Below are 17,181 nucleotides of genomic sequence, written 5' to 3' on the forward strand. Positions count from 1 at the left end.
GGCGAAGAGGCCGCGTTCCATATGGACGCGGCCTTTTGTCTGCCCGCTCAAGCTGCTGTTCGCACATGCAAAAATAAATACTAAGCTAGGTTGACATTATTCTCGGCAATAGCTAACCTAGCTTAGTGTTAAGGGGATATATCTCCCCGACCCGTTTTTAGTTGAAGAGGTTGTGCCATGACTCGTTTCGCCAAGATCGCCCTGTCGCTCTCCCTCGCCGCTGCCGCCCTGCCGCAGGTCGCTGCCGCTGGCGAAGCCGTCCAGATCAGCGCGGCCACCGCTGCCGCCGACTACAAGGGCAAGATGCTCTACACCGCCAGCGGCGATCGTCTGGCCGCCATCTATCGCGTCGCTGCCGACGGCAACGCCCAGATCATCCTCAACGGCAAGATGGTGAACGTGCCGGCGTCCAGCCTGACCGCCGCCGACGGCAAGCTGACCACCAGCCTGTCGAAGAAGGATCTGCTGACCGCGCACTAAGAGATCGCCGGGCGCGGCCTCCCCTGCGCCGGCCGATAGCGAATGGGCCGCTCCTCGCCGGAGCGGCCCTTATGGGATGGCCCGCCCCTTTTCACCAGCATCAGGTATGATGCTGGTGCTTGAAAGGGAAAGGAGCGGACCGATGTCTATTGTGATCCTTGGCGTTGATTTGGGCAAGAATGCCTGCAGTGTCGTAGGCGTTGATGCAGCAGGCGCTGTCATCGTGCGTAAGTCGATGCGCCGACAGACACTTATCGATTACGTGACCAAGCTTCCGGCTTGCGTGATTGCAATGGAGGCGTGCTGTGGTGCCCACCACCTTGGTCGACTTTTCGCCGCGCAGGGGCACGAAATCAGATTGATGTCGCCGGAGTACGTGCGCCCGTATGTTAAAGCGCAGAAGAATGATGATCGTGATGCGGAGGGGATTGCCGAGGCCGCCTCGCGCCCGACGATGCGCTTCGTCGAACTCAAGACTCAGGAGCAGTTGGACATCCAGACCCTCCACCGCGTCAGGTCCCGCCTGGTAGCCGAGCGCACAAACCTCATCAACCAACTGCGGGCGATCCTGCTGGAGCGGGGGACCATTTGCCCGGCCGGACGGCGCAAGCTGGAGCTGGGCATTGATGCCATGCTGGCCGCCGAAGATACGACCCTATCACCACGCTTGAAGCAACTGGTGGGTGAACTGCGTGCCGAATGGCACGAACTTGATACCAAGGTCGAGGCACTGAACGGCGAGTTTGTCGAACTGGCTCGCAATGATGCAGCTGCCCGGCGGCTCACGTCCATCCCCGGCATCGGTACATTGAACGCAACCGCTTTGATTGCAGCCGTGGGCGATGCCAGCAGCTTTGCCAAAGCGCGAGACTTGGGTGCCTGGCTCGGCCTGGTACCCAGGCAACATACTACCGGCGGCAAGCCCCGGCTGCTCGGCATCTCCAAGCGTGGCAACACCTATTTGCGCACTTTGCTCATCCATGGCGCCCGGGCAGCATTACCGTCACTGGCGCGCAGCGAAACCCCGCTGGGACGTTGGTTAACAGGAATGATCGAGCGAGGAGTTCATCGCAACGCAATCGTCGTCGCATTGGCGAATAAACTGGCGCGGATCGCTTGGGCAGCCCTCCGCAAAGAAGTGAGCTTCGAACGCGGCTATCCAGCAGCGGCATAACGGATCGGCTGCGTGCTTCTGCACGCGTAGCCCAACGATGTTTGCAGGAAGGATCGTGAAGATGGCCTGACAGTCGATCGGCGTCTGGAAAGCCCGGGCAAAAAAATGGCACCTGTTGCCGGTTCCCTTATTGTGGCTCCAGACGTGCGGATGTCCATCTTGGCCACGGGATGCTCCCGTGAGACCGCATACGTTGACGCAGACTGATCAGAACACCGTAAAATCCTACTTGCAAACGGGGCGGGCCATACGTTTTTTTATGTCCGGTAATGGGCGCGCCTGGGCACCGGCGGCCTTCAGGGCTTGACGATATTTTCCGAAATCGTGTCGAGCAGGCTGTTGAGGCGCTTCAAATCCTCGGCCGAGAAGCCGGCAAAGGCGACCTCCTCATTCTCCTGCGCGATGCCGGATAGCTGCATCGTGATCGCCTGGCCGCGCTCGGTCAGGAACACGGCATGGGCGCGCCGATCATCATCCTTCTGCCGCCGTTCCAGCAGGCCGTCGGCACAAAGCCGGTCGATCAGCCGCCCGGCCGATGCCTCGGCCATTTCCAGCAGATTGGCGATATGGCGCTGGGTCGTGCCGGGATAGCGCGCGACCGCCGCGATCACCGTCCATTGCGAGCGGGTGACGCCCAGCCGCACCACGCTCTGGTCGAAATGCGCGCGCAACTGACGCGCGATGATCGTCAGCTTCATCGTCGCGTTGCGCATCAGCGCCGGCGGGTTGTCAGCGAGTGTCTTGTCCTGCAGGCTTTCCATTGTGCGCGCAGCATAGCGCCATCGCGGCGAAACGAAAGCAGCCTCCTCCTGTTCGGCGCAGCGCGGCGGCCGGACGATCCGATCAGACACGTTCGATGATGATCGCGGGCGCCATGCCCCCGGCCGCGCACATGGTGATCAGGGCATAGCGGCCGCCACTGCGCTCCAGCTCGTCGAGCGCGGTGCCGATCAGCACCGCCCCGGTCGCGCCGATCGGGTGGCCGAGCGCGATGGCGCCGCCATTGGGATTGAGCTTGGCGCGGTCGACGCCCAGATCGCGGATGAATTTCTCCGTCACCACGGCGAAGGCTTCATTGACCTCGAATATGTCGATGTCGGCCACACTCAGCCCGGCCTTGGCCAGCACCTTGCGCGCGGCCGGGACCGGGGCATTCAGCATCAGCGTCGGATCGTCGCCGACATTGGCGGTCGCGACGATGCGGGCGCGGGGCTTGAGCCCATGGGCGCCGGCATAGGCTTTCGAGGCTAGCAGGATCGCGGCGGCGCCATCGACCACGCCCGACGAGGTGCCGGCATGATGCAGCGGCTCGATCGCCAGATCGGGATATTTCTGGTTGATGAGCTGGCGGAAGGTCGGCCCGTCCTGGCGCGAGGGCATGTCCATGAAGGCGGCGAAGGCGGGTTTCAGCCCGGCAAGCTGCTCGGCCGTGGTGTCGGGGCGGGGATATTCCTCATGGTCCAGCACCACGCTGCCATCCTCGTCATGCACCGGCACGGTCGACCGGGCGAAGCGACCTTCCCTGAGCGCGATGCCGGCGCGGCGCTGGCTTTCGGCGCCGAACGCATCCAGATCTTCACGCGTGATCCCTTCCATCGCGGCGATCGCATCGGCGGCGACGCCCTGGTTCGACTGGGGGTGCTTTTCCTGCAAGCGCATATTGCCGGTGCCGAGGCCGCCAGCGGCCTTCACCCCCGCCTCGCGCAGCGACTGGCCATACCAGGTGACATAGGACATCATCTCGGTGCCGCCGGCGATCACCAGATCCTCCATGCCCGACATGATCTGCGCCGCGGCCAGGTTGGTGGCGGTCAGGCCGCTGCCGCAGAAGCGATCCAGCGTCACGCCCGAAGCCTTGACGTCATAGCCCGCGTCGAGCGCCGCCATCCGGCCAAGGTCGCCGCCCTGTAGCCCCATTTGCGCACTGGTGCCCCAGATGATGTCGTCGACATCGGCGGTGTTCAGATTGTTGCGATCCTTGAGCGCCTTCAGCACCGCCACCGCAATATGCTGCGGGTGCATGTGCGACAGCGCGCCCTTGCCCATCTTGCCGATGCTGCGCGGGGTGCGGACGGCATCAATGATATAGGCGTCGGTCAAGCATCTTCTCCCGGTCTCTTTTCCCGCAGGCGCGGCTCTCGCATCCTATCGCATGGAAGCGGGATGGTCCCCAATCGCACCGGCGATTGATCGCGCGCCGATTGGCCTGCGCCGCCCGGCTGGTGCAGGCTGGGCGGGCAGATGATGAGGAGGGAGACGGATGGCGCAAGGCGAAGTCGCGCAGGCGACGGGGGGCAGCTTCGCGCCGCTGCGCGAACCGGTGTTCCGCCGCATCTGGACCGCCAGCCTTCTCTCCAATTTCGGCCAGCTGATCCTGGGCGTCGGCGCGGCATGGGAAATGACGCGGATGAGCGCGTCGCCCAGCATGGTCGCGCTGGTCCAGACCGCGCTGATGTTGCCGCTGATGCTGGTGACATTGCCCGCCGGCGCCTTTGCCGACATGTTCGACCGCCGGCGGATCGCGATGAGCGGCCTGGCCTTCTCCATGGCCTGCGCTGCGCTGCTGACCTTCCTGGCCTGGACCGGGCATAGTTCGCCCTGGATGCTGCTCGCCTTCTGTTCGCTGATCGGTGCGGGCGTCGCGCTCTATTCGCCGGCCTGGCAGGCGTCGATCAGCGAACAGGTCGGGCCGCGCCTGCTGCCCGCCGCCGTCGCGCTCGGCACGATCAGCTATAATGTCGCGCGCAGCTTCGGCCCGGCGCTGGGTGGCATCATCGTGCTGGCGGCCGGCGCCCATGCCGCCTTTGCGATCAACGCCATCTGCTATCTGCCGCTGTTCCTCGCCTTCTTCGTCTGGCAGCGGCGTCATGTGCCCGCGCGCCTGCCGCCCGAACAATTCCACCGGGCGATGGTGTCGGGCATGCGCTATGCGCTGCATGCCGGGGCGATCCGCACGGTGCTGCTGCGCGCCTTCCTGTTCGGGCTGGCCGGGGCGTCGGCGTCGGCGTTGGCCCCGCTGGTGGCGAAGGATCTGCTGGGTGGCGATGCCAGTGTCTATGGCCTGTTACTGGGCGCCAGCGGGGTGGGCGCCGTGCTGGGGGCCTTGCTGGTCGGGCCATGCCGCGACCGGTTCGGAACGCAGCGGACGACCGCCGTGCTGGCGCTGGTCAGCGGGATCGCGCTGGCACTGGTTGGGTTCAGCCGCCATGTGCCGCTCACCTGCCTGGCGTTGCTGGTCGCGGGGGGCGCCAATATCCTGACCATCGCCCTGTTGAACGTCGCGGTGCAGCTGTCGGCGCCGCGCTGGGTGACGGCGCGGGCCTTGTCGCTTTTCTCCTCGGCGCTGACCGGCGGCATCGCGATTGGCGCGCTGCTTTGGGGGCTGGTGGCGCAAAGCTGGTCGGTCGACATCGCCCTCTATGGATCGGGGCTGGCACTGGCCATATTGCCGTTGCTGGGCTGGCTGCTGCCACTGCCCGAAACCAGCGAGGCGGATGTCGAGCCCTTCATCATTGCGGGCGAACCGGAAGTCGGGATGGCGCTCACCCGTCGTTCCGGCCCGGTCATCATCGAGATCGACTATGATGTCGATCCCGACCAGGCGCGCGATTTCTATGCGGCGATGGTGGAGGTGCAGCGCACCCGGATGCGCAATGGCGGCTTCAACTGGTCGATCGCGCGCGACATCGCCGATCCCGCGCTGTGGACCGAGCGCTATCAATGTCCGACCTGGGGCGATTATCTCCATATGCGCGATCGTTTCACCCAGGCCGACAAGCTGGCGCAGCAGGTGGCGCGCGCCTTTGACCGCAAGGCGGGCGAGGTGCGGGTGCGGCGGCGGCTGGAGCGGCCCTTCGGATCGGTCCGCTGGCGCGCGGACTCGCCCGATCCGCGACAGGATACGATCGGATATCTTGGCCCCTGAACGGCGCGCGGCAACGCCGAGGCGATGAGTCAGCCGCCGGCCGCTTATCTGCGCGCGAGACCGCGGTTCTCGGCCTTATCATGCCGCCCATAGGGAGGGCCGGACCACCGGCACCGATCATGGGAGGCAAGGATGATCCATCGGAAGACGCTTATTCGTTCGTCGGGCATTGGCGCGGCCATGCTGCTGGCCACCGTGTCGCACCTGGCCGTCGCGCAGGAGGCGGCGCCGCCGCCGGCCCAGAATGACCAGGATCTGATCATCGTCACCGCCCAGCGCCGCGCCGAATTGTCGCGCGACGTGCCGATCAGCATCACCACCGTCACCCAGGATCAGCTGACCAGCGCCGGCGCCAGCCAGCTCACCGACATCGCCACCGTCACCCCGGCGCTGCGCTTCGACAGCGCGGCCGCCTTCGTCCAACCGACCATTCGCGGTGTCGGCACGGCGGTCGCCAGCTCGGGCGGCGGCGCCAATGTCGGCATCTATGTCGACGGCTTCTATTCGCCCAACCCGCTGGCGGCCGATTTCCAGTTGATGAGCCTGAAAAGCGTGCAGGTGCTGAAAGGACCGCAGGGCACGCTGTTCGGCCGCAACACCACCGGCGGCGCGATCCTGCTGACCACGGCCGATCCCAGCAGCGACGGCTCGGGCGAGTTCGAGGTCAGCTATGGTCGCTTCAACAGCCTGGCGGTGCAGGGCTATGCCACCTTCGGCGTGGTCCAGGATGTGGCGATGGATGTCGAAGGGCTGTTCCGGCGCGGCAATGGCTTCGTCCATAATATCACCACCGGCAGCGACCGGGACGGGCGCTACAGCAACTGGTCGGTGCGAACGGGGATCAAGGCGGACCTGAGCGATTCCGTGTCGCTGCTGCTGCGCTACACCCATAGCGACACCGATGATCCGACCCTGCTCAACACCAATATCTATGTCGGCGACGATATTGGCGGCGCGGGCACCAACCTGCCGCCCAGCCTCTACGCGACCAAACATGATGAAGTGGCGACCGGCGGCCCGACCGAATTCCTGTCGAACAATGACGTGATCCAGGCCACGCTGAAGGCGGACCTGGGCTTTGCCGACCTCACCTCCTACACCCAGTATCGCGACGAAAATTCGCTGATCGTCGAGGATCTGGACAGCACGGCGGCGAATATCTTCCTGCTGCACATTCCAGTGCGCAGCCAGACCGTTTCGCAGGAATTGCTGCTCACCTCGAAGCCGGGCGGACCGCTGCAATGGACCGCCGGCCTCTTCTACTTCAACAACAAGGACCGATGGGGCACGCGGGTCGGCACGCCGACCGCCGGCGATCCGCTCGCCAGCATTGCGCTGGGCGGTTCGGGCACCAACAGCAAATCCTATGCCGCCTTTGCCGACCTCACCTATGCCTTCACGCCCGACCTGTTCCTGACGGTGGGCGGGCGCTACAGCCACGACAGGATCGGCGACGCCTATTACATCATCCCCTTCTCCGGCGTGCGCACCTATGTGCCCGACCTCAAGGGCAACAAGTTCACGCCGCGCGCGGTGCTGCGCTACAAGCCCAGCGAGGAATCGAGCGTCTACGCCTCCTATAGCAAGGGCTATAAGTCGGGCATTCTCGACGTTGGCGGCAATACCGGCAACAAGGTCGCGCCGGAGGATATCGACGCCTTTGAAGCGGGCTTCAAATATGATGACCGGCGCCTGTCGGTCGACCTGTCGGCCTATTATTATGATTACAAGAATCTGCAGGTGTCGCTCTATCGCGGCAACCCGCCCTCGGCCCAGATCATCAACGCCGCCTCGTCGGAAATCTATGGTCTGGAAGGCCAGCTCTCCTATCGGCTGACCGACCGGTTCCAGTTCAATGTCGGCGCCGCCTATACCCATGCGCGCTACACCAATTTCGAGGATGCGCCGATCTATACGCGCTGCACGCTCGCCAGTTGCGCGGCGCAGGGGATCAGCTTCGTCGTCGTGCCGACCCAGCTCAACGACGTGCATATGCAGCGCACGCCCGACTTCACCGGCAATGTCGGCGCGCGCTATACGCTGGACCTGGCCGGCGGGTCGCTCGCCTTGTCGGGCAATCTCTATTACACCTCGAAATTCTATTTCGGCCCGTCCGGCACCCAGTTCGCGCAGAAGGGCTATGAGGTGCTGGCGCTGCGCGCGGAATGGACCGACGCCAGCGACCGTTTCTCGCTGGCCGTCTTCGGCGATAATGTCACCGACAGCCGCTACCGCACCCAGGTGCTCAGCAATAATTTCGGCATCGGCAATGTCTGGAGTGCGCCCGCGACCTGGGGTGTCCAGGCCGGCGTCAAATTCTGATCGGCACGGCAAGGGAGAGGATGGCGATGGGCAAGCACTATCGGGTGATCCAGTGGGCCACCGGCAATATCGGCGGCCGCGCCCTGCGAGCGGTGATCGAGCATCCGGGGCTGGACCTTGTCGGTCTGTGGGTCAGTTCGGCGGCCAAGGCGGGGCAGGATGCCGGCACGCTCGCCGGCACCGCGCCGCAGGGCATCGTTGCGACCAGCGATGTCGACGCACTGGTCGCAACCCCGGCCGATTGCGTCCTCTATATGCGGCAGGGGACCGACATGGACGAACTGTGCCGGCTGCTGGCATCGGGCAAGAATGTCGTCACCACGCGCGGCGATTTCCATCATCCCGCCTCCATGGACCCGGATGTTCGCGCCCGGATCGAGGCGGCCTGCCAGGCCGGCAACAGCTCGATCTACAGCACCGGCTCCAGCCCCGGTTTCGTGACCGAGGCGCTGACCATTCCCTTGCTCTCGCTCTCGCGCCGGCATGACTGCCTGACGATCGACGAGTTTGCCGACATGGAAAGCCGGGATTCGCCCGACCTGCTGTTCAACATCATGGGCTATGGCGTTGCGCCGACCGCGTTCGACCAGCGCAAGGTCGATTATGTGAAGCATGATTTTGCCGGCTCGCTCGCCCAGCTGGCCGACGCCGCCGGCATCGCGGTCGACCGGTGGGAAGCGTTCGGCGAAATGGCGGCGGCGACCCGCAATGTGACGATCGCGGCCGGCACGATCGCCGCCGGCACCGTCGGCGCCCAGCGCATCACCATATCGGGGATGCAGGGCGACAAGGCCGTGCTGCGCTTCCGCGCCAACTGGTATTGCACCCGCGACATCGACCGCCCCGACTGGGAATTGCGCGAGTCCGGCTGGCGTATCCGGGTTGAGGGCGACACGCCGCTCGACGTCCACATCACATTCCCGGTCGCGCCGGAGGATTATGCCGCCTTCACGCCGGGCCTGACCGCCCATCGCGCGGTGAATGCCATTGCGGCCGTGTGCGATGCGCCACCGGGCATCCGCACCACCGCCGACCTGCCGCAGATCATCGCGCAACTGGGATGAGCATGGACAGGATCGACTTTACCGGCCGCACCATTCTCATCACCGGCGCTGGCGGGGGCCTGGGCCGTGCCTATGCGCTGGACATCGCCGCGCGGGGCGGTGCCGTCATCGTCAATGATCTGGGCGGATCGGTGACGGGGGAGGGAGCGTCCGCGACCATGGCCGATGCCGTCGTGGCGGAAATCGTCGCGGCGGGCGGCATCGCGCTCGCCAATGGCGATGATGTGTCGTCGCCCGACGGCGCGCAGGCAATGATCGACCTCGCCATCGCCCGCTTCGGCCGGATCGACGCGGTGATCGCCAATGCCGGCAATATGCGCTTTGCGCCGGTCGAGGATCTGACGGCGGCTGATCTCGATGCGCTGCTCGCCGTCCATGTGCGCGGCTCCTTCAATGTCGCGCGCGCTGCCTGGCCGCATATGCGGGCGCAGGGCGGGGGTCGGCTGGTGCTCACCACATCGGGCGGCGGCATGCTGGGGATGGGGCAATTGTCCGCCTATGGCGCGGCGAAGGGCGGCGTCATGGGGCTGATGCATAATCTGGCGGAGGAAGGGCGTCCCCTTGGCATCCTCTGCAACGCGGTGATGCCCAATGCCGCCAGCCGCATGTCGGCGGGCATGAGCGAGGGGACGCTGGGGCATAATCCCTGGGGCCGGGCGCTCGGCCCCAGTTTCGATCCACGCTTCACCGCCGGCCTGGTCGCATATCTGGCCCATGAGCGCTGCACCTCGACCCACAGCATCTATTCCGCGCTCGGCGGCCGGATCGCACGGGTGTTCGTCGGCGCGACCACGGGATGGGACCATGGGCTGGACGCGCCGCCGACCGCCGAGGATGTCGCCGCCCATATCGACAGGATCCGTGACGATGGCGCCGGCTATGCCATCCCGACCGATATCTTCGACGAGTTCCGCATCGTGGCCGAGGGGCGGGGCTAGAGCATTCTGAAGTCGGCTGGAACAGCCGACGACTCGCAGAATGCGGCAAACAAAAGGAAATTAGAGCATCCTCCGATCCAACCTCATCGGAGGATGCTCTAGAAACCCGCCACCATCGCTTCGCTCAGCTGCCACAGTTTCAGCGCCTGCGCATCATCCTGCGCGGCCGCCGATGGCGTCAGTTCGGCGCGCTGATGGAAATAGCCGCCGCTGCTGCGCCCCGGTTCCTCGGCACTGGCCAGCCAGACCAATGTGTCGGCGGCCTGCGCCGGCGTGACCGATCGGTCGAGGATCGATTCCATATAGGCCTGCATCGGCGCGTCGCAGTGGCTGGCGAAATTGCTGGCGACGACGCCGGGATGCATGGCGTGAGCGACGATGCCGTCATCGGCGACGCGGCGGGCCAGTTCGCGGGTGAAGAGGATATTGGCGAGCTTGGCATGGCAATAGGCTGCGCCACCGACGAAATTATTGGCGAAGCTCAGGTCATCCCACTGGATGCCCTGGCTTTGTTCATGCCCGGTCGAGGACACGGCGATCACGCGCACCGCGCCCGGCCCCCGCCTGGCGGCGGCGGCGCGCAGATTGGGCAGCAACTTCTGCGTCAGCAGGAAGGGGGCGAGATGGTTGGAGGCAAAGGTCGCCTCGAACCCTTCGGGCGTGATCGTCCGCTCCGCCACCACGCCGCCGGCATTGTTGAGCAGCGCATCGATCTCCGGCGCAAGCGTCGCGACCTCCCGCGCGACCCGTGCGGTATCGGCCATGGAGGAAAGATCGGCGCGCAGCATCGTGAAATCGCCGCCGGCCTCGGCCCTGAGATCGGCCTCTGCGGCGACGCAGCGGGTGGCGTCGCGGCCGATGCCGATCACCCGCCAGCCCCGTTGCAGCAGGGCGCGGGCGGCTTCCTTGCCGACGCCGGCGCTGGCGCCGGTGACGATCGCGGTGCGTTGGGTGTCGCTCATGCGTAGACGGGCTCCATAGTGGGGGGACGGCGTCCCAGGGTCAGGAACAGGGCAGCGCCGGCCAAAGTGACGCAGGCGCTGAGCGCCAGGAACGGCGCATAGCTGCCCCAGATGCTCAAGGTGAGGCTCAGCGTCAGCGAACCCAGCGCCGCGCCGCCCGCGATCGCCGCGCCGACGAAACCCATGACCAGGCTGAACACGCCCAGGCCAAAGCGGCGCGAGACGAGATAGGCGGCGATGTCGCCCTCCGCGCCCTGCGCCAGCCCCATCATCGCGACGGAGAGGGCGAGGACGATGGTCGCATCCAGCGGCGATGCCATCAGCGCCATGCCGATCGCCGGCATCGCCAGCGCCAGCGCGGCGACATGGTGCGGCGGCATCCGGTCGAGCGACAGGCCGCAGGCGAAGCGACCGAGCAGCACGCCGATCGCATAGATGGAAATCAGCCAGGTCGCGGTCTGCGATACGGCGCCGCTGTCCATCAGCACCAGCTTCATCTGGGCCGAGGCGAGTCCCTGTGGGAAATTGACCAGCACCATGCCGACGATCAGCACCCAGAAGGCGGGATTGCGAAAGATGACGGGGCTGCCGACGGGCGCGGGCGTCCCTGCTTCCTCGGCCTCCTCATGGGGATGCACGCCGATATGGGCGGGCGTCAGCAGCACGGCGATCAGGCCGAAGACCAGGGTGACGCCGCCCATCAGCAGATAGCCGTTGCGCCAGCCCTGGCTCTCGATGAAGCCGCCGAGCAGCGGAGCGATCACCGCGCCGACCAGCGGCGGACCGGTCATCACGATCGAGAAGGCCAGGCCGCGTGCCCGCTCGAACCGTTCGGCGACGATGCGGGTATAGACCGGCGATGTGGTGAGCGTGCCAAGGATGATCTGCAGCACGGCGACGGCGAAGAAGGCGCGGATGCTGCCGGACTGGAAGGCGAAGCCCAGATAGGCGAGTGGCCCGGCCAGCACGCCCACGGCGGATACCGCGCGCACGCCGAAGCGGTCGGTCAGCCGCCCGGTGATCGGCTGCATGATCAGCATCAGCAGGCCGAAACTGCCGAGCAGGGCGAATTGGGATTTCTCCCAGCCAAACTCGCCGATCATCTTCGGCGCGAACAGGCTCATCGTGTAGGCGGACAGGCCGATGCCGAAGCCCAGTCCCATCGTCGCGGCGAGCAGAGGTCGCCAATGCGTCCGCAACTCACCCCAATAGGCCGATCCCATATCCCTCTCCTCATCTGGTGCCGGCCCCCTCTTGCGGGTGGTCCGGGTTGCTAGTCCGATCTGGTCCTTATGCCGTTCAGGAACAGGCGCACGGCGGCCCGCACCCAGTCGTCCACCTCGGCGGCGCTCATCGGCTGGGGCGATCCCACCAGCCGGATCGGTCCACCCAGCACCATCGTCATGAACAGGCTGGCTGCCATGTCCGGCCGGTCCACGCAAATCGCCCCGGCGCTATCATGGTGGCGCAGCAGGTCGGCCAGATGGTCGTGCACCGGCTGGGCGCCCTGGCTGTAGGACAGCATCAGCAGGTCGGGGAAGCGATAGGATTCGGTGGTGATGATCCGCCGCAGCCGAACGCCCTCGGGTGTCGACAGGTCGGCGATGCGCAGCCGGGCGATCGCGACCAGCGTGGTTTCCAGATCGTCGCCAGCGATCGCCTCCAGCGCGGCGCGCGGCGTGGCGGTGCGCGCGATCGCCCGGCCGACCGCCGCCATGAACAGGGCCGCCTTGTCGGGATAGCGGGCATAGATGGTGCGCTTGGTCATGCCTACGGCGGCGGCCACCGCCTCCATCGTCGTCAGCTCGAACCCCTTGTCGAGGAACATGTCGAGCGCGGCGTCGAGCATTTCGGCCTGGCGCGCCTGCGCCTGCTCGCGGGTCGGGCGCCCGGCGGCGGGGCGCGGGTCTGAAATCGGTGTGTCCATGACCAGCATCATTATGGCCCTTGCCGCATTTTGCGAATCATGCATAATGAAACGAATCAGGTGCTATTAATGCACCGGAGCCACAAGGGCAAGGAGCAGGATATGGGCGCGCAGGCCGATCGCCTCACCGGACTGGTCAGTTCGGATTATCGATTCAACATTCCCCACGCCGAATTGCGCGACGCGCAGATCGCTGCGCTGAACGAGCGGTTCCAGGAAAAGAAGGACGGCATCCGTCTGCTTGGCCACCGCGCGCGGGAAGCGGGGATCAGCGAGGTGACCTCGCTCGACGACGCGGTGAAGCTGCTGTTCCCGCACACGGCGTACAAGAGCTATCCCGAAAACTGGCTGATGCAGCAGCGCTGGGACAAGCTGACCCAGTGGCTCAACACCATTTCCGCCCATCCCGTGACCGACATCGATCTGGACGGCATCACCGATGTCGATGACTGGATCGCCCGGCTGCAGGCGGCCGGCCATTATGTATCCTGCTCCAGCGGCACCACCGGCAAGTCGGCGATGCTGATCGCGTCGCAGGCGGACATGGACTGGTCGAAGGTCGATACCGTCAATGTCTTTGCCTGGGGATCGGGCGTGCAGCCGGCGCAGGATCGCCGCATCATGGGCCTGGCCCCGGTCGCCAAGGTGCCCAAGAACGAGATTATCGGCGAAGCCCAGCGCGAGGCCTTTGGCGATCCCGCCAAGGAGATGTTCCAATATCCGGTGCCGCCGATTACCGTCGGGTCGCTGACCCGCATGGTGGTGCTGCGCAAGGCGATGGCGGACGGCAGCGCGCTGCCCGGCGACATTGCCGAGTTCGAGGAAACGTCCCGTTTCCGGCAGGAGGCGATGGACGCCGCCGTCCATATCGCCGCCGATGCGATGATCGAGCATCGCGCCGACAAGCTCTATATCGCGGGCATGTGGAACGCGCTCTACCATGTCGCCAAGGCGGTGCGGGAGCGGGGCTATAGCGCCAAGGATTTCAACCCGGACAACTGCATCTATATCGGCGGTGGCCTCAAGCGCGCGCAACTGCCGGACGATTATCAGCAGTTCGTGCATGAAACCTTCAACATTCCCGAAGGCCGGCACTTCCAGAATTATTCGATGCAGGAACTCAATAGCGGCATGCCCAAATGCCGCGAGGGCGGGCGTTATCATGTGCCGCCCTGGATCGTGCCGATGATCCTGGACAAGGATGGTGATGCGCTGATCGCCCATGATCATGACGGCGAGGTTGAGGGGCGGGCCGCCTTCTTCGACCTGTCGCTCGACGGCCGCTGGGGCGGCGTCATCACCGGCGACCGGATATCGGTCGACTACAGTCCCTGCGCCTGCGGCAATAGCGGGCCATCCATTCGCGACACTATTGCCCGCTATGCCGATCTGGAAGGCGACGACAAGATCGGCTGCGCGGGCACCGTCGATGCCTATGTACGAGGTGTGGCATGAGCGTGCTTGAACAGACGGCGCCGGTCGAAACGGCGGCCGAACCGATCCGCGTCGATCATTTCGTGCGTGGCAGACTGGTCGAGGGCGGGGCGGTGCGCCATCGCTCGCGCGACCTGGGCGTCGATTTCGCGACGCCGCAGATCGACCTCAATGCGCTGGTCGCGCCGCGATCCGAACTGCCGCCGCTGCTCGACGTGCCGGTCAGCGAGATCATCGATTTCCTGGTCGAGGCCGGGCAGCGAATGGATTTCGAGACCAATCCCTATTTGCAGGCGGCGCTGGAGCATACGGTCAAGGTCAATCCGCTGCCGCGCCGGGTGGTGGAAAATCTGTTCCGCCGAGCCAAACATTTCCTGACGCCCGAGGGGCTGCGTTGCAGCATCGAATCGAGCTTCCTCAATCCCGCCGCGCTTGACCGCTGGGTGGAGCGCACCGACATGCACGGCAATCGCGGCGCGCTGCGCGCTTTCCCGCCGCGCATGGTGCATATGCTGGCCGGCAATTCGCCCACCAGCTGCATCTCCTCGATCGCGCAGGGCGCGCTGGTGAAGGCGGTCAATGTCTTCAAGATGCCGTCGAGCGACCCGTTCACCTGCGTCGCGATGCTGCGCACCATGGCCGATGTCGATCCTAATCATCCGGTCGTCCGGTCGATGTCGGCGGTCTATTGGCGGGGCGGCGACGAGCGGATCGAAGGCACGCTCTATCGCCCGCAATATTTCGACAAGATCGTCGCCTGGGGCGGCGGCGACGCGATCAAGAATGTCATCAAATATCTGGGGCCGGGCATCCAGATGGTGTCGTTCGATCCCAAGACGTCGATCTCGATGATCGGGCCGGAAGGGTTCGATCCCGCCGTCATCGACGATGTCGCCGATGCCGCCGCCACCGACGTCGCGACGATGAACCAGGAAGCCTGCCTCGCCAGCCGCTTCATCTTCGTCGAGGGCGACCGGGCCGGGGTAGAGGCCTTCTGCGCGAAGCTGCAGGAGAAGCTTGGCCTCGATCGCGAAACGGCGTCCGCGGTCGCACATCCGCTGCCGGTCGAGGTGCGCGACGAGATCGAGATGCTGACCCTGATGGGCGACGATACCAAAGTCTGGGGCAAGCCCGATGGCCGGGGCCTGGTCATCCTGACCGATGAGCCGGTCGATTTCCATCCGAGCAACAAGACCGCCAATGTCGTCCATGTCGCCTCGCTCGATGCGGCGGTCCGCCATGTGAATGTCGCGACCCAGACGATCGGCATCTATCCGCCCGAGCGCAAACTGGCGCTGCGCGATCGCCTCGCCAGCGCCGGGGCGCAACGCGTCGTGCGGCTCGGCGGCGCGGCCAAGCATGTGATGGGCGGCGCTCATGACGGCATGTTGCCGCTGCAGCGCTTCGTCCACTGGATGAGCGACGAGGACGCCTGATCCTCTCTGGCCGGGCGGGGAGGGGCCATCGCGCAAGCGATCCTTTCCCGCCCGCATTGCCTCCCGCGTCGAACCGGTTTCAAATCCTGCCCGGACAAGACGGCTCCAGCCGCATGATCGTCGCGCGCCACGACCGCGCCGCAACAGGTGAGGACAAGCGCATGGCAGACAGCGACCCGCATTTCGACACGGCTTCCGCCGTCACGCCGCCCGAAGCGCTGCCCTCCATGGCCTATCGCGCCTATTTCCTGCTGCTGATGGTGCTGGTGTCGGCTTCGGTCCAGGGCGAACGCTATCTGATGGTGGTGATGGTGGAGCCGATCCGCCACGAACTGGGCCTGTCCGACGCCGCGATCGGCATGGCCAAGGACATGATCATCGCGATCGTCTATATCCTCGCCATCATCCCGCTGGCGCGGCTGGCCGATGGCTGGTCGAAGCGCAAGATCGTCGCCATCGCCGCCACGGTGTGGAGCGCCGCCGTCATCGTCTGCGGCCTGGCGAAGAGCTTCTGGATATTGCTGATCGGTCGGGCCGGCATCGGCCTTGGCGAAGGCGGCTTCACCCCGCCGTCCCAGGCCTGGATCGCCGATCTTTTCCCGATCCGCCAGCGCGCGACCGCGCTGTCCATCTTCTTGCTGGGCGCCTCGCTCGGCACCTTCCTTGGCCCGGCCGTCGGTGGCTGGGCGGTGCAGGCCTATGGCTGGCGGGAGACGCTGATCTTCGCCTCCATCCCCGGCTTCATCCTGGCGCCGATTGTCTGGTTCACCCTGCGCGACAGCCGATCCGGTCTGGCCGACGGTGCCTCGGCCGAACAGGCGCGGCCCGTGCCCTTCCTTCAGACCGCGCGCGAATTGCTGGCGATCCGCACCCTGCCGCCGCTGATTGCCGCCGCCTCGCTCAATGCGCTGCTGACCATGGGCTTCATCAGCTGGGCGCCGGCCTTCATGGAACGGACCCATGGCATGCCGGCCAGCCAGGCCGGGTTGCAGATGGGCGGGGCGCTCTTCTTCGGCTCGGCGATCGGCCATACGCTGGGCGGACCGCTGGCCGACTATCTCGGCCGCCGCGACATGCGCTGGTATGTCTGGATATTGATGCTGTCGGGCGCCTGCGCCACCGCGATCGGCTGGATGATCCTGACCGGGCCGGGCGATCGGGTCTTTCCGCTCTATGGCCTCAACATGCTGCTGGGCGGCCTGTCTGCGGCGCCGCTGATGGCGGTGGTGGCGGGGCTGGTGCCCTCCCGCTCGCGCGCCACGGCGATCGCGGTGCTGATGGTGTCGATCCAGGTCGTCGGCCTGGGTGGCGGACCGGTGCTGGTGGGCGCGCTCAGCGATGCGCTGCGCCCGGTCTATGGCGAGGATTCGCTCGGCATGGCGATGCGCTGGGCGCTGCTGGTCGGCATTCCCAGCACCATCCTCGCCTGGTTCGCCAGCCGCAGCTGCCGCAAGGATTTCGCCGCGGCCGGCGGCTGGGACCGCAGCACCATGCCCGCCGCCATCCACTGACGCGAGGA

Annotated in this window: 14 protein-coding genes; 9 read left to right on the forward strand and 5 right to left on the reverse strand. The window is 65.8% G+C overall.

Features of this window, described 5'->3' with window-relative positions; all coding sequences use genetic code 11:
* Positions 1 to 177 precede the first annotated feature (177 nt).
* Positions 178 to 480, forward strand: a complete 303-nt coding sequence (locus U0025_RS20825; protein ID WP_004209466.1) for a hypothetical protein — start codon at positions 178 to 180, stop codon at positions 478 to 480.
* A 142-nt stretch (positions 481 to 622) separates the two neighbouring features.
* A complete protein-coding gene (locus U0025_RS20830) occupies positions 623 to 1,654 on the forward strand; it encodes an IS110 family RNA-guided transposase (RefSeq protein WP_004209467.1) in 1,032 nt (343 codons plus the stop codon).
* Between the two features lie 296 nt (positions 1,655 to 1,950).
* Here the strand turns inward: U0025_RS20830 and U0025_RS20835 are convergent, their stop codons facing one another.
* Positions 1,951 to 2,415, reverse strand: coding sequence for a MarR family winged helix-turn-helix transcriptional regulator (locus tag U0025_RS20835; protein ID WP_004209468.1), 465 nt, complete (start codon positions 2,413 to 2,415; stop codon positions 1,951 to 1,953).
* 82 nt (positions 2,416 to 2,497) lie between these two features.
* Positions 2,498 to 3,754, reverse strand: a complete 1,257-nt coding sequence (locus U0025_RS20840) for an acetyl-CoA C-acetyltransferase (protein WP_004209469.1) — start codon at positions 3,752 to 3,754, stop codon at positions 2,498 to 2,500.
* Positions 3,755 to 3,914: 160 nt separating this feature from the next.
* Here U0025_RS20840 and U0025_RS20845 point away from each other — a divergent pair, with 160 nt between their 5' ends.
* The 4 genes from U0025_RS20845 (at position 3,915) to U0025_RS20860 (ending at position 9,903) form a co-directional block, all read left to right on the forward strand.
* The gene (locus U0025_RS20845) at positions 3,915 to 5,579 is read left to right on the forward strand and encodes an MFS transporter (protein WP_004209470.1); all 1,665 of its coding nucleotides are present in this window, start codon (positions 3,915 to 3,917) and stop codon (positions 5,577 to 5,579) included.
* A 132-nt stretch (positions 5,580 to 5,711) separates the two neighbouring features.
* The gene (locus U0025_RS20850; RefSeq protein ID WP_004209471.1) at positions 5,712 to 7,901 is read left to right on the forward strand and encodes a TonB-dependent receptor; all 2,190 of its coding nucleotides are present in this window, start codon (positions 5,712 to 5,714) and stop codon (positions 7,899 to 7,901) included.
* 26 nt (positions 7,902 to 7,927) lie between these two features.
* A complete protein-coding gene (locus U0025_RS20855; protein WP_004209472.1) occupies positions 7,928 to 8,965 on the forward strand; it encodes an NAD(P)H-dependent amine dehydrogenase family protein in 1,038 nt (345 codons plus the stop codon).
* 2 nt (positions 8,966 to 8,967) lie between these two features.
* Positions 8,968 to 9,903 carry an SDR family NAD(P)-dependent oxidoreductase gene (locus U0025_RS20860; RefSeq protein WP_004209473.1) on the forward strand — a complete coding sequence of 312 codons (936 nt, stop codon included), beginning with the start codon at positions 8,968 to 8,970 and terminating at the stop codon, positions 9,901 to 9,903.
* 98 nt (positions 9,904 to 10,001) lie between these two features.
* Here U0025_RS20860 and U0025_RS20865 read toward each other — a convergent pair whose 3' ends face one another.
* From U0025_RS20865 to U0025_RS20875, 3 genes are read right to left on the reverse strand one after another with little or no spacing between them, the layout of a single operon-like run.
* Complete coding sequence (locus U0025_RS20865; RefSeq protein WP_004209474.1) at positions 10,002 to 10,865, reverse strand: SDR family NAD(P)-dependent oxidoreductase; 864 nt, start codon at positions 10,863 to 10,865, stop codon at positions 10,002 to 10,004.
* Entirely contained in the window at positions 10,862 to 12,088 is a 1,227-nt protein-coding gene (locus U0025_RS20870; protein ID WP_004209475.1) for an MFS transporter, read from the reverse strand. The genes U0025_RS20865 and U0025_RS20870 overlap by 4 nt, the downstream gene beginning before the upstream one ends.
* Before the next feature lie 50 nt (positions 12,089 to 12,138).
* Positions 12,139 to 12,792: a TetR/AcrR family transcriptional regulator gene (locus U0025_RS20875; protein ID WP_254792273.1), complete on the reverse strand. Its 654-nt coding sequence runs from the start codon at positions 12,790 to 12,792 to the stop codon at positions 12,139 to 12,141.
* A gap of 69 nt (positions 12,793 to 12,861) precedes the next feature.
* Here U0025_RS20875 and U0025_RS20880 point away from each other — a divergent pair, with 69 nt between their 5' ends.
* From U0025_RS20880 to U0025_RS20890, 3 genes are all read left to right on the forward strand, one after another.
* A complete protein-coding gene (locus U0025_RS20880; protein ID WP_254792274.1) occupies positions 12,862 to 14,247 on the forward strand; it encodes a hypothetical protein in 1,386 nt (461 codons plus the stop codon).
* On the forward strand, positions 14,244 to 15,662 hold the full coding sequence (locus tag U0025_RS20885; RefSeq protein ID WP_004209478.1) for an acyl-CoA reductase: 1,419 nt from the start codon (positions 14,244 to 14,246) through the stop codon (positions 15,660 to 15,662). The genes U0025_RS20880 and U0025_RS20885 overlap by 4 nt, the downstream gene beginning before the upstream one ends.
* Before the next feature lie 161 nt (positions 15,663 to 15,823).
* Positions 15,824 to 17,173 carry an MFS transporter gene (locus U0025_RS20890; RefSeq protein ID WP_004209479.1) on the forward strand — a complete coding sequence of 450 codons (1,350 nt, stop codon included), beginning with the start codon at positions 15,824 to 15,826 and terminating at the stop codon, positions 17,171 to 17,173.
* Positions 17,174 to 17,181 lie beyond the last annotated feature (8 nt).

This window comes from Sphingobium yanoikuyae, from assembly GCF_034424525.1.
Taxonomy (GTDB): Bacteria; Pseudomonadota; Alphaproteobacteria; order Sphingomonadales; family Sphingomonadaceae; genus Sphingobium; species Sphingobium yanoikuyae.

Bases quoted from the DNA above. Each gene is read 5' to 3' on its own strand.
- U0025_RS20885 (WP_004209478.1), top strand. From the start codon at position 14,244: ATGAGCGTGCTTGAACAGACGGCGCCGGTCGAAACGGCGGCCGAACCG.
- U0025_RS20830 (WP_004209467.1), top strand. From the start codon at position 623: ATGTCTATTGTGATCCTTGGCGTTGATTTGGGCAAGAATGCCTGCAGT.
- U0025_RS20870 (WP_004209475.1), bottom strand. From the start codon at position 12,088: ATGGGATCGGCCTATTGGGGTGAGTTGCGGACGCATTGGCGACCTCTG.
- U0025_RS20845 (WP_004209470.1), top strand. From the start codon at position 3,915: ATGGCGCAAGGCGAAGTCGCGCAGGCGACGGGGGGCAGCTTCGCGCCG.
- U0025_RS20835 (WP_004209468.1), bottom strand. From the start codon at position 2,415: ATGGAAAGCCTGCAGGACAAGACACTCGCTGACAACCCGCCGGCGCTG.
- U0025_RS20850 (WP_004209471.1), top strand. From the start codon at position 5,712: ATGATCCATCGGAAGACGCTTATTCGTTCGTCGGGCATTGGCGCGGCC.
- U0025_RS20875 (WP_254792273.1), bottom strand. From the start codon at position 12,792: ATGGACACACCGATTTCAGACCCGCGCCCCGCCGCCGGGCGCCCGACC.
- U0025_RS20880 (WP_254792274.1), top strand. From the start codon at position 12,862: ATGCACCGGAGCCACAAGGGCAAGGAGCAGGATATGGGCGCGCAGGCC.
- U0025_RS20860 (WP_004209473.1), top strand. From the start codon at position 8,968: ATGGACAGGATCGACTTTACCGGCCGCACCATTCTCATCACCGGCGCT.
- U0025_RS20825 (WP_004209466.1), top strand. From the start codon at position 178: ATGACTCGTTTCGCCAAGATCGCCCTGTCGCTCTCCCTCGCCGCTGCC.
- U0025_RS20890 (WP_004209479.1), top strand. From the start codon at position 15,824: ATGGCAGACAGCGACCCGCATTTCGACACGGCTTCCGCCGTCACGCCG.
- U0025_RS20865 (WP_004209474.1), bottom strand. From the start codon at position 10,865: ATGAGCGACACCCAACGCACCGCGATCGTCACCGGCGCCAGCGCCGGC.
- U0025_RS20855 (WP_004209472.1), top strand. From the start codon at position 7,928: ATGGGCAAGCACTATCGGGTGATCCAGTGGGCCACCGGCAATATCGGC.